The organism is Peribacillus sp. P4_D6, assembly GCF_056401795.1.
The window spans coordinates 40,065-53,295 of the sequence record NZ_JBFUIQ010000025.1; the positions used below are offsets into that span (position 1 = coordinate 40,065).

9 protein-coding genes are annotated in these 13,231 nt (G+C 38.9%); 1 reads left to right on the forward strand and 8 read right to left on the reverse strand.

Going from position 1 to position 13,231, the window contains the following annotated elements; translation table 11 throughout:
* Positions 1 to 269: 269 nt before the first annotated feature.
* From AC1DVB_RS10800 to AC1DVB_RS10810, 3 genes are all read right to left on the reverse strand, one after another.
* Positions 270 to 1,052 (reverse strand): TerC family protein, encoded by a 783-nt coding sequence (locus tag AC1DVB_RS10800; RefSeq protein ID WP_048689105.1) that lies wholly within the window; start codon positions 1,050 to 1,052, stop codon positions 270 to 272.
* Between the two features lie 260 nt (positions 1,053 to 1,312).
* On the reverse strand, positions 1,313 to 2,872 hold the full coding sequence (locus AC1DVB_RS10805) for an aldehyde dehydrogenase family protein (protein ID WP_454862137.1): 1,560 nt from the start codon (positions 2,870 to 2,872) through the stop codon (positions 1,313 to 1,315).
* Positions 2,873 to 3,093: 221 nt separating this feature from the next.
* Positions 3,094 to 3,309 (reverse strand): hypothetical protein, encoded by a 216-nt coding sequence (locus tag AC1DVB_RS10810; RefSeq protein WP_454862136.1) that lies wholly within the window; start codon positions 3,307 to 3,309, stop codon positions 3,094 to 3,096.
* A 336-nt stretch (positions 3,310 to 3,645) separates the two neighbouring features.
* Here AC1DVB_RS10810 and AC1DVB_RS10815 point away from each other — a divergent pair, with 336 nt between their 5' ends.
* Positions 3,646 to 4,839: an FtsW/RodA/SpoVE family cell cycle protein gene (locus AC1DVB_RS10815; RefSeq protein ID WP_057278980.1), complete on the forward strand. Its 1,194-nt coding sequence runs from the start codon at positions 3,646 to 3,648 to the stop codon at positions 4,837 to 4,839.
* A gap of 110 nt (positions 4,840 to 4,949) precedes the next feature.
* On the opposite strand, the gene nhaC is transcribed toward AC1DVB_RS10815, so the two are convergent.
* The 5 genes from nhaC to dcuS all read right to left on the reverse strand — a co-directional run bounded on the left by nhaC (position 4,950) and on the right by dcuS (position 12,434).
* On the reverse strand, positions 4,950 to 6,329 hold the full coding sequence (gene nhaC / locus AC1DVB_RS10820) for a Na+/H+ antiporter NhaC (RefSeq protein ID WP_278089462.1): 1,380 nt from the start codon (positions 6,327 to 6,329) through the stop codon (positions 4,950 to 4,952).
* Positions 6,330 to 7,065: 736 nt separating this feature from the next.
* The gene (locus AC1DVB_RS10825) at positions 7,066 to 8,013 is read right to left on the reverse strand and encodes an AEC family transporter (protein WP_034314223.1); all 948 of its coding nucleotides are present in this window, start codon (positions 8,011 to 8,013) and stop codon (positions 7,066 to 7,068) included.
* A gap of 129 nt (positions 8,014 to 8,142) precedes the next feature.
* Positions 8,143 to 9,837 (reverse strand): NAD-dependent malic enzyme, encoded by a 1,695-nt coding sequence (locus AC1DVB_RS10830; protein ID WP_364278863.1) that lies wholly within the window; start codon positions 9,835 to 9,837, stop codon positions 8,143 to 8,145.
* A 292-nt stretch (positions 9,838 to 10,129) separates the two neighbouring features.
* Complete coding sequence (locus tag AC1DVB_RS10835) at positions 10,130 to 10,837, reverse strand: response regulator (protein ID WP_239860609.1); 708 nt, start codon at positions 10,835 to 10,837, stop codon at positions 10,130 to 10,132.
* 1 nt (position 10,838) lies between these two features.
* Positions 10,839 to 12,434 (reverse strand): DcuS/MalK family sensor histidine kinase, encoded by a 1,596-nt coding sequence (gene dcuS, locus AC1DVB_RS10840; RefSeq protein ID WP_264640605.1) that lies wholly within the window; start codon positions 12,432 to 12,434, stop codon positions 10,839 to 10,841.
* Positions 12,435 to 13,231: the final 797 nt, after the last annotated feature.

Sequence of the window (13,231 nt, forward strand, 5' to 3'; positions counted from 1 at the left end):
AACTATTTTTGCGATAAAAATGAAATCACACAATTTATCAACATGATAAAATACTTAGTTTTTTCTCGTTTGTTACAGTGCAATTACAGTAAAATATCTTTTTCCGTTTTTTTGCCCAATACAATGGGACAATTGTCATTTTTATAACCGGAATTTAATATTCACATCTTTTAACATATCATTCGTAAACATACCTGCGCTTTTGAGGGTCATCTCCATAAATACTTTAAGAAGCAAAAAAAATAGGCGTGACCGGCACGCCTGTTTTTTTACGCTTCCTGTATTTTTTTCTCTTCTTTCTCTTTTTTTTCTTTTTTGCTTGAAATGATCCATGCACCTGCTGCAATTCCAATCAATACAGTCCAGAAAATCGATTTCCAAAGAGTTGATTCAGGGAAATGATGATCAATGAAAGCAAGTGAAGGGTGTGCAAGTGTGTGTACCGCCAATTTCACACCAACCCAACCCACAATCAAAAATGCTGCCGTTTCAAGTGAAGGACGCCGATGAAGCAGCTTAACGAACGCATTTGCTGCAAATCGCATAATGATCAACCCGATCATGCCGCCGAGGAACATGACAGCGAATTGCCCTCCGTCAATACCGCCGACTTTCATCCAGCCTGTTGCAGGAAGTGTAACAGCCAGCGCGACGGCAGCCAACATGGAATCGATTGCGAAAGCGATATCAGCCGCTTCAACCTTTACCACGGTCATCCAGAAGCCGGATTGCTTTTTAGGTTTCGTGATTTCCTTCTCACCTTTACCAGCGTATTTTTTGTAAATGTGCTGAAAAGCGATGAAAAGTAAATAAATCGCACCGATTGCTTGAACTTGCCACACCTCGACAAGAAAGGAAATAAGGAATAGACTGGCAAAACGGAAAACAAAAGCTCCCATCAGACCATAAAACAAGGCTTTCCGCTGTTGTTCTTTTGGCAAATGCTTAACCATGACAGCCATGACGACTGCATTATCTGCAGCCAGTATCCCTTCTAATCCAACCAAGATAAGTAGGACCCAGCCATATTCCAATAACATTGATGCTTCCATCCATTCAACCTCCAATAGTGGTATTTCCTTCCTATTGGCATTGGCAAAAAGAAAAAGACCTCTGCCGTATAGGCAAAGGTCTTGCTGAACATGAAATCATGTCAACAAAGCCGATGAATGTTTAACATTCACGTAATGACGACTTTGTTTTAGGGCGAACCCTAACGCTACTCCCCTTTGAAAAGGAAAATCAGTTATTAAGTATATTAATAGTATACGCGCTCGTTATGAAAATAACAATCTTTTTTTATAAATGGATCTCATTTTCTGTTCCTTTTGGATAATTTTACCAACGATAAATATTCTTTGCCGAAACGAATCCAGTTCGGTTTGGCAGAAAAATAGTTCTGAAACAGCGATAAAAAACTCGTGTATTTCCCTTCATATGGATACCATTGTATTTCTGTATCGTTTTTACCTTTATCGATCATGATTGCTTTTTCATGGCAGAAAATCTTCAATCCATGCTCGCCATGATAGCGGCCAACCCCACTTTGTTTGGCACCGCCAAATGGTAAATGATGATTAGCAACCGTAATCAGCACATCATTGATCGTCACCGCACCGGTTACTAACCGTGACGCAATCCGACTTGCTTTTTCCCTATCCATTGTCCAAACGCTGGAATTGAGTCCATATTCACTTTCATTTGCCAGGGCGATCACTTCTTCCTCCGTATCGAAAGGCACAACAGGCAACACGGGTCCGAACGTTTCTTCTTTCATGATTTTCATGGAATGATCGACATTGGAAAGAATCGTCGGCGGAATGAAATGGGTCTGCCCCGTTTTCCACTCTTTCGGAGGTGTTCCGGTTTCAAGTACGGCCCCTTTATTCAGTGCATCCTCCAGTTGGTCAGCCACAATATCGACTTGTTTAGGGAAAGTCATTGAACCGATATCATCCTGCGATTGCACCCCCTGCCTCATAGACTTCGTTTTTTCTTTAAGAAGCATCAGGAATTCCTTATAAACAGGACGTTCCACATAAACCCTTTCAACACTCATGCACACCTGCCCACTATTTGTGAAAGCCCCCCAAAGAGCCCCGTTCACAGCCCGTTCCAGGTTAGCATCACGCAGAACGATCATCGGATCCTTACCGCCAAGCTCCAAAGTCGTTGGGATCAGGTCTCTTGCTGCAACCTCACCAATCATTTTTCCGGTCCTTACAGATCCAGTAAAAAATATATAATCTGGTTTTTGCTCAGTTAATGCCGCACCCAATTCTTTCCCTCCATGGGCAAACTGTATAGTTCCTTCTGGGAAACCAGCTTCAAGAAACAGATTTTCGATGCACGCCCCAACTAAAGGAGTTACCTCTGATGGTTTGGCGATGACAGTATTTCCAGCCGCTAGGGCATTAAGAATGGGAACCATGGAAAGCTGCAGCGGATAATTCCATGGTGAAATGACGAGAATCGTTCCACGGGGCATATAATGGACATAAGATTTTTTACCAATTAACAAGAGTGGAGTGGTGACCTTCCGTCCGGAAAGAGTTTTCACTGCATGTTTCTCGATATGCTTGATTGCATCGATCGTTGGCATGATGTCAGCAACCAGCGCTTCAATTTTCACTTTTCCCGCATCTTTTGAAATGACTTCTGCTATTTCATCCATCCTTTCAACCATCAATAAACGGAGCCGTTTTAAATAGTGCAGCCGTTCCTTGATGGGAAGATTCGACCATGATTGGAACGCATGTCTTGATTTCATATATATATGAGGAATCGACTTCAATGGTGTTGGGACGATTTCCGCAATCTTCTCACCTGTTGCCGGAGAAAACACTTCCAACTTGTCATGTATTTCTTCCATAACTACTCCCCTTGCTTTAACTTTTTTTATCGGTACTCCATATTATTTTTATGCTTTAAATAAAGATCGACCGAGGAGGAACACCTCCTCTGAAATGCAGCAAAACTTCTCGGCTGCAGTGCTGTCAAAACGCCCTTTTAAAAGTGAAATTAGGATGCCTGGAAGAATTGATAAGAGCGCCTGAGCACTTTTCTTGAACAGATATACGTTCTTATACTTCACTAAACGTACGAAAATTCTTCCCCTGAACCCTCTTTATATAATGCCAGAGACACAGCAGCCTGTATAATATAATCGCTTGGAACCAACTTCACAACCGGTTCTTTCTCTTCATAAGATTCCTGACCGATTCCCTGCCGCTTAATCGGTGTATTCCCCTTAAGATGAATTACACTAACAAATTCGTTACAGTTTACAGTATCCACTGCATCCATCACGTTTTACAACTCAATTGGTAAGGCTCCATGAAATCCATCTCCATCGCAAATACCATTAACTTAATCTTCCAGACATGATAGCACTTCGAAATGGAATATATAGTAAAATTTTTTCGTTATAAAAAGGAATATTCACTTTTTTATCGAAGGTAATGTATATAAGAATCGAAATTCTGATAATCCGGCAGACAAGTTTATCGGTTTTAGTGTTTAATACTGGGTAATGGAGGATAAATTCATATTATCGAATATAAATTATTATCTATATAACAGATTTTCCGTTACTATATAAGAAGGCGATTTTTTCGCGCATACATATTTGAGGTGAGCGCACAAGTGAAAAGAATAATTAAAGCATACGACTTCCCTATTTTCATCGCTGTCGTATTACTCTGTTTGTTTGGTTTAGTCATGATTTACAGTTCGAGTATGGTTACTGCTGTTGCTCGATACGGTCAGCCCATGGATTTCTTTTTTGAGAAACAAAAAACGGCCTTTCTCATTTCCTTCCTGGCAATGATCGTCACGATGATCCTTCCTTATAAGATGTACAAAAACAAAATGTTCTTGATGTCTATGATGTTTGGAATGGCCGGTATCCTTTTGATGCTATTTATCTTCGGCCATACAGCAGGAAATGCCACAAGCTGGTTCAAGCTAGGGACAGCATCGATCCAACCTGCAGAATTTTCCAAATTGGCGATGATCATTTATCTGGCAGCCATTTACGGAAAAAGGCAGGATCGAATCAATAGTATTGATAAAGCCGTCATCCCCCCGATTTTCTTTCTGGTATTCATCTGTTTTTTAATCGGGATACAACCTGACTATGGAACGGCAGCAGTCATTTTCCTGATTTCAAGTACCATGATCATTTCATCCGGGATGTCTTTTAAGAGCATATTCAAACTCTCTTTGATTACTGCGATATTCGTTGCCATATTTGCATTAGGAGTACTCGTGACAGGAAATTTCTCATCCGTTCTCTCTGAAAATAAGATGTCTCGTTTTACGGGGTTTGCAGATCCTTTTGGTCAAGAGGGAGGAGATGGGTATCAGCTCGTTAATTCATTGTATGCGATAGGATCAGGAGGCCTTACAGGTGTGGGGCTTGGTGACAGTGTACAAAAATACGGGTACCTGCCTGAATCACATACGGATTTCATCATTTCCGTCATTGCAGAAGAACTTGGAATATTCGGTGTAGGCTTTGTTCTATTGACACTTGGGTTTATCGTCCTTAGGGGATTTATACTCTCAGCAAAATGTAAAGATCCATTTGGAAGCCTATTATTGATCGGCATTTCATCCATGATCGGCATTCAAGTTGGCATCAACATCGGCGGTGCGACCGGAATCATTCCGATTACTGGAATCACCCTTCCGTTCATCAGCTATGGAGGATCTTCCTTACTATTGCTCATGCTCTCAATGGGCATATACCAAAATGTCGTAATGAGAATGAATTTACTTGAACAGAAAGAAAAGGTCGTATCCATCCCAAAAGATGAGATCGCGTCTTCAAAATAAACGATCAAATACCCCTGGCATTTCTGTTCATGTCAGGGGTTTCCTTTCTCTGTAAGGTTACGGAAGTTATCACAAAAAAAACAGGCAGTCGAATCCGACTGCCTGTTTTTTCATTTATAATGGATACCGATTTTAGTAAAGCCAGAAATCAGGCTAAGCAAAGGACAAAGTAGGCAGAAAAATGCAAACGGAGCATATTCAAGGGTTGAAACACCCAATACCTGTGTCAGGAATACACCGCAGACACCCCAAGGAACCAAAGGATTCACAACTGTTCCCGCATCTTCAAGTACCCTCGCAAGCGTTTTGGGCTGCAGGCCTAAATCTTCATATTTCTGCTGAAAAGCTTTCCCAGGCAGTATAACTGACAAATATTGTTCACCCACTAGGAAATTCACGCTGATTCCTGCAAATACAGTAGCGGAAACCACTTTCGCTACACTCGTCAATGAATCCTGGATTGCATTTAAAATTGAAGGAATGACTCCCAATTCAAACAATAGTCCGCCCATCGCCAATGCCAGCAACACCATCGAAACGGAGAACATCATACTTTCAATTCCGCCCCGMGATAGGATTGAGTCAAGTTGTTCCATTCCACTCTTCAGTACAAAACCGCCGTATAAGATATCCGCTAGTTTTGCAACCGTCAAACTTGGGGTTTGTATGAAAGCAATGACAGCCGCCGAAATGATTCCTGCTGACAATGTCGGAATCGCTGACACCTTTTTCAAAGCCATGATTAGAACGATGACAAACGGAATCAAACTCCATATGCTTATATTCGTTTCCATTTCCAGGGCTTTGGTCATGGCTTCGATTTCCTCAACGCGAGCAACTTTGACATTCGGTGAAAGGAAGTAAAAGATGATAAGCGATATGAAAAAACCTGGAATCGTAGTCCAAAGCATATTATTAATATGTTCAAATAATGGTGCTCCAACCGTTCCTGATGCAAGGTTGGTAGAGTCGGATAATGGAGACATTTTATCGCCAAGAAATGCACCGGAAATGATAGCACCGGCTGTAATCGCCAACGATAAATCCATCGCCGCCGCCATCCCTATCAAAGCAACGCCGATTGTTGCTGATGTTGTAAGTGAACTCCCGATACAGAGCCCAATTAGCGAACACACCAGAAATGTGATTGCATAGAAATATTCACCAGAAATCCAGTCAAACCCATAGAACATGATGGTAGGGATTGTCCCGCTTGCCATCCAGATGGAAATCAGCATTCCAATGAAAAAGAATATATAAATGGCTCCCATACCAGTACCTGCACCTTTGACGATAGCTGCCTCCATAATTGAAAATGGCAGCTTCTTGATCTTCCCATAAACAAATAAGAAAAGGAGTGCCGCTATAATTGGAATATGGGGGGCAAGTCCATAATGAATGATGCCAGTTGCAATGATTAAGAAAAGAACTGCCAAAACCCCGATTGCTTCAGGTAAGGAGAGTTTTAGCTTTGCATCTTCAAGACGCATGATGTAATTCCCCGCTTTCATGTTGTGTATTCACTGAGGTAAGGATCGGACCTTTTCACTCCTCATAATTACTGAAACGCTTTTAAGCACTAAAGTTACTAGCTAAATATAAAGGAGTTTCAGGAGATTGTCAAAGGAATAATAATCTATTTTAGTAGAATTCGATTCTTCATTCCTTTTTATCACAAAACGAAAACCCATACTTTGCTTCGTATAGGCTCAGCCTAGTATACCCTAAGATATAAGTCCTCTTCTTTGCTTTGCCCCCAAATAAGGCCCTGTCTTAATCCAATACCGATGTCCCTACAATTCTTTCAGTTATGTCGTAGTCCCACCTAAATGAACAGCAAACCGTTCCTGATCATAGATAATTTGGCTTTTAACTATGATTCCTGTACGCCGAATATTTAGATTTAAAATTTCATCAACTGCTGCATTCGAATGTGTAATTACACAAATTCTTTTATTATATTCTTATTTTGATTAATAGCGAATTTTTGCAATTGATACTTTTTGCGACGCATTTTCCTGGGCTTATACCTTTATTAAATCGCCATCCATACCTTTTAAACTATCTATTTTATTAATTTACCTTTACCTTTAACATAGCCTTAAATAAAAATAGCCAACATCTCCTCTTTTCAAAAAAAGGTTAATGTTATACAATAAGTTTGTTAAATATTTCACAAACTTCCGTTGAAAAGTATCCATCCAAGAAGGATGGATACTTAGAAGGCTACATTAACAAGGATATATAGATAGGTAATGTAATTAAAGAAAGAATGGTACTAATTACAAATGAAGATGCTGTTTCAGTTGATAACGAATCAAATCTAGTTGAAATCATTGCCGCTACAGCAGATCCCGGAAATGATACTAGCAAAATGGCTTTAATTGTATCTGCATGATCAAGGCCAATTAGATGAGCAACCAGAATCATATATAATGGAATAGCCACAACTTTTAAAATGGAAATACCAAAAGCAATTGGTCGTAAGCTAATCTTACGGATACCCACGGTTACACCAACAGCAAATAATGCAACCCCAGATGTCACTGACCCAATTTGATCGAGCGCATTTTTTATGATATCCGGTGCCTGGAACCCTAATAGTGTTAATACAACAGCAAGTAAGGGAATACATGCAAGCGGTTCGCTAAGACCATGCAAAACGATACCCAGAATGTTTGTTTTTTCATCTTTAGATTTACCCAATCCGGATTGTCCGACCGTACCAACTATTGTTGCTAATGGATCCAGAAGGGCATTCACCACAATACCGGTAATCGCAATAGGTATAGCTATCTCTTGCGCCCCAAACAAGCTGCCTAATACAGATATCCCCATAAAAGCAAAGGCTGGCTGAGTTGCGTTTAATGAAAACATAGATGCTTTAGTTAAATCGAATTTAAACACCAAACGAGCCACTATTAAAAGGATAATATAAAAGCCAATAACACCTATGGTCATAGTTAAGAAAAATGACCATTGATTAATTAAGGTTTGTTTTGAGGTTGTTGTGATCCCAATGAATAAGTGTGCAGGTAATGCAAATTTTGTAACTAACGTGTTAAGCCCTTTGGATGATTCTGAATTAAAAACTTTAAAATATCCACCCAAATAACCAATAATAATTGTAAAAAAGATTGGTATTAATGTTAAAAATATATTCCCAATATTCACTCGAGATGCACTTCTCTTTCCAAAAAATTGTCCGATTTAAAAGATTACTATGACTGATTTATACGGAGATTCCCCTAAAACGGATCCCCTTTCTTTTGAGACAACAAAATAATCCGGATTTATTTCCATTTATTTCCCACGAATAGTTTTGTACTCCGGCTTCCACATGGATTCTGTTATTGCTTTTTCAATATCTGTTATATCCGCTTTCGCAATGCCTTCTTCAATGGCTGTCTTTGCCACTTCAATGGCTACAGATTTAGAAACCTCTTGCAATTGTTTGATTGAAGGGAGTAAAGAAGCACCAGGCTTACTGCTATCCGATAATCTTGAAACAGCAGATGAGGCTGCTGCAAGCATTCCCTTAGAGACTTTTGTTGCTTCTGCGACGATCGCACCAAGTCCAAGTCCTGGGAAAATATATGCATTATTAGATTGTCCGATTGAATAAATCACATCATTATAGTCAACATCATCAAACGGGCTTCCTGTCGCTATTAAGGCTTTACCTTGAGTCCACTTTATCAGGTCTTCAGGAACAGCTTCCGCTAAGGAAGTCGGATTTGACATCGGCATAATTATAGGATGTTCCACGTGCTTTGCCATTTCTTTTACAACTTCTTCTGAGAAAGCCCCTGTTTGACCAGAAGTGCCGATTAAGATGGTTGGTTTAACCTTTTTTATTACCTCTAATAATGGAATAATTCCGACTTCATTCCGCTCCCAGTCCTCGACTTCCTCAGCTTTCCGGCAATAAGACTTTTGGAATTTCAAAACATCTGGAATGTCATCTATCAACAATCCACGATAATCGACGGCCCAAAAGTTACCATATGCCTCTTCTCTGGAAACGCCATCTAAGATCATGGCTTCAACCATTTGATCAGCATTACCGATTCCTGCTGCACCTGGACCAAAAACAACCACCCTTTGTTCCTTTAAAGGAACACCAGTTACTTGTAAGGCAGACATTACGGCGGCTAGTGTTACTGCACCTGTACCTTGTATATCATCATTAAAAGTGAGAATTTTCTCGCCATAATTATCGATTATATTTCGTGCATTTATATTCCCCAAGTCTTCCCAGTGAAGTAATGCCCTTGGGAAGAAGGCTTGAGACATTTTAACAAATAAATCAATGAATTCGGTGTATTCATCACCGCGAACACGCCCAAACCTGTTACCAATATACAGTGGATCACTAATCAGGCTTTCATTGTCTGTCCCAACATCCAGGACAATAGGTAGCACCCTGCTTGGATCAATTCCCGCAGCTGCTGTGTAGACTGCCAATTTGCCAATGGCTATGTTAATTCCACCAACTCCCTGATCTCCGATTCCAAGAATACTTTCAGAATCTGTAACAACTATTAAATCGATATCATCAGATGAAAGGTCCAGGTTTTTAAATGCATCTTCCATTCCCTCTATATTATCAATAGATAGGTAAAGACCTCCTGGACGGTGATATTCCTGGGAGTACTGTTGAATAGCCTCTCCTACAGTAGGTGTGTAAATGATCGGCAGTATTTCACTTAGATGGTCTTTAAGTAGACGGTAAAACAGGACCACATTCCTATTAAATAAATCATATAACATTCCATTCTTCCGAATATTGCTAGGTTGAGTGGAGAATTGTTCATAAGCTCTTTTTACTTGTTCCTCAAGAGTAAGCACCTGGGATGGTAGCAAGCCTACCAATCCTAGCTCCTTTCTTTCTTCCTTAGTGAAAGCGACCCCTTTATTAATAAATGGGTTTGACAGAACACCTTTTCCTCTTAAAGTTGTATCCAAACCCGTTTTTGTCTTTTCATAAGCTGTCATAGACGTTCCCTCTTCCTAAAAATGTATATTTAAAAATGATCATTACCAGGCAATAGAGTATATTCTTCCCTGGGGAAGTGTAATTACTAAAAAAAAACTGTAAAAAGGAAAATAAATATACAGCACAAAAATAATATTTCCTCATTACTGCTTATTTGTTCAATCTTGTGAAAAAATTTATAAATAACTCAATCGCCAGTCTATATCTTAGTAGTCATTTACGGAGGACACTAGCTTATTTAACTAATTTTAGTATTATGTAATTAAAAAAAGTAAGCAGCACTTTGGCTGCTTACAGATAACGTTGAATAATATGGCTCTTTTCATCATTAAATTTGTGTTGGGAGACTGGTCGGCCTACCGTTCCATAGATTACCTTAACATCAAGGACACCGATATCCTTCATGAATTTTAAATATTTCCTTACTGATACCCTGGATATACCCGCCACATTTACGACTTCCTCTGTTGAAAAGGGAGAATTTTTAAATTCCTGTATCACATTCCATATAATCTTTAAGGTATCTTGTGCTAATCCTTTCGGTAATTCCTCTGGTAAATGAATTTCTTCTTGATGCAAAATTCGATAATCCAATTCTTCTTGATTTAGCATATTTTTATCTTGAATAAAATCTGATTTGTTCCGATATGCTGATAAGGCCGCGTTAAAACGGTCAAATTCAAACGGCTTAATTAAATAATCAACAGCACCTAGTCTTAATGCTTTCTGAATCCTCTCAATGTCCGACGCAGCAGAAATGACAATAACATCTATCTCTTTTTCACTTTCTCGAATTTGCGAGAGTAAATCGAGTCCATTTTTCCCAGGCATGAAAATGTCTAATAGAACTAACCCTATTCTTTGATCTTCCAATACATTCAGAGCTTGATCCACTGAGGAACAGACAGCAGCTAATTCGTAGCCATCGACTTGATTCAAATAGCGCTTATTGAACTCTGCAACCATCGGGTCATCTTCTACGATCATTACCTTAATCATCCTACATCATCCTTGCTTTGTATGGTATATAAACCACAAACGTTGTTTCTTGACCTTCTTTTGAACTAATATTGAGATCTCCTCCTAGCTTATCCAGGCTTGCCTTAACTAAATATAAACCAATCCCCCTGTCCTCTCCTTTTGTTGTATATCCTTTTTGAAGGATATGATTAAGATTGGCATCAGATATTCCCTGTCCAGTATCATGAACTTCAATAGTTAAAATATCATCTGCATAATCAAACTTTAATTCAATTCGTTTAACGGGCCTTTTTTCTACTGCTTCTATAGCATTGTCAATCAAATTTCCTATTATCGTAATTAGCTCATGAGTAATAGCTGCATTTTCTGGTTCGGGCAATTGAAAGTCAGAGGATAACGCCAGCTTAGCACCTGCTTCCCTTGCATAACTTAGTTTTCCAATTAAAAAACCGGCTAGTACTGGATCTTTAACGGTTTTGGTAATAAAGCCAATCTCGTTTTCTCTGTGGTCAACAAGATCACTAATATATGCTGCAAGCTGATCATAATAATGCATATGCACCATACCAAGTATTACATGAAGTTTGTTCATGAATTCGTGCGACTGGGCCCTTAACGATTCAGCATATAAGCGGACTCCAGTCAGCTGTTCCGCCAGCAGATGTATTTCTGTTTTATCACGAAATGTAGCCACAGCCCCTACGATTTCATCCTTCACAAATACTGGTACCCTATTCACTAGTAAGACACTATCTTTTAAATCCTGCTCTTTATCTAATTCGACTTTTCCGGTCTCCAGGATTCTATCCAGGTTTGAGTCAGGCATATAACTAGTTACCTTTTTACCCGTTGGATTTTCATTAATGCCCGCTTTCTTAAATATCTTTAAAGCTGCTTTGTTTACGAGAGTAATGGTTGAACTCTGATCTACCGCTATGATTCCCTCTCGAACTGATTGTAAAATGGCATTTCGCTCTTTTAAAACCTTCGCAATAGCAAAAGGTTCCAGCCCAAATAATATTTTCTTAATATACCTTGCCAAAAGTATTGCGCCGGCAATTCCGGTCAATATTCCAAAAACGGTTCCTACATAAATATTAAAACGGCTTTTTAAAACAGCATCATTAACTTTTTGAAGTGAAATACCGACCACCACGGCTCCAATTTGATTATCCTCTGAATCATAAACAGGGGTGAAAGAACGCAAAGACCTGCCTAAAGTTCCTTTGGAAATAGAAATGTGCTCTCTGCCTCTTAACACATCTTTCTCATCCCCTCCAACAAATTTTTTTCCTATTTTACTTGGATCGGGGTGAGTTTTCCGGATTCCATTATTATCAATTATTACTACAAATTCTACATCTGTCGATTTTTTAATCCTATTGGTAAATTGCTGAACTTCCTGATTGTTTTCACTTCCACTTAACGCTTCGATTACAAGCGGGGTTTGTGCTGCCATGCGTGCTACGTTTACTGCTTTTTCAGTCTGGCTCTTTTCTATAGTATCTGCAACTGTTTGGCTAATGAGAATATCTGTAATGAATAACGAGAGGGCTACTACCCCACACACCAGTATCATAATAGTAAACTGTAGACTCCATTTACCTTTCTTCACTTCTACACACCTCTTTGGTCTAAAAACTCTATTAACTTTAAGGGATACTTTTATGTTAAGTATGTTCATTTTGCTTACATCACACAATTATTCGGTACTGTATCAAGTTCAAAAAGGTAGCCAAGTGATTTAAATCAATTAAGAGAAGATATATATAACCTAACCATTTGCTAATGTATCCTTAAAAACACTGATTCAACCGCAATATTTTCCAAATAATAAAACAGACTATACCTTCGTAGGCTTGGATATAAATTAATTATTCCCCTTTAGTGTCTGAACCCCAACTTACCTCGATAGTTCAATATAAGTAATTTTTGCTTGTTAAATCTACAAGTTTTCTATTAGTATTATGCAGTTCATAAGAAGTTTAGCGGAATATCCCAGCAATTCTTACAATGCTCGAAGTTACTATGATTTTCTTATTTAACCTTTCCAATTAGTTACTATTTAATTTTCAAAAATACAGCTGTATACCATCTTCTATCTCATGTTTCCGTATATCTAAAATCGACATGTTTAAAACAGGAGGAATGATTAAAATACACGCATTTTCAACAGATTTCAAAACAACAAAGTATTAAAGAGAGTACTCAAGAATCTTCTACCCTATCTAGACTTTTTGACCAAAAAGGGTCGTCATTTTCCCTGTATGGAAACATGTTTAAGGTACTATCAAAAAACCCTTTCGATATTTAAACAATGCCCCAGATAAAGGAAAAAGCCCGTGTATAAAACACGGGCTTTCAGACTGTAGAAAAACTCGATGAAAATCGAGTTTGTCTATTTTTATGGCC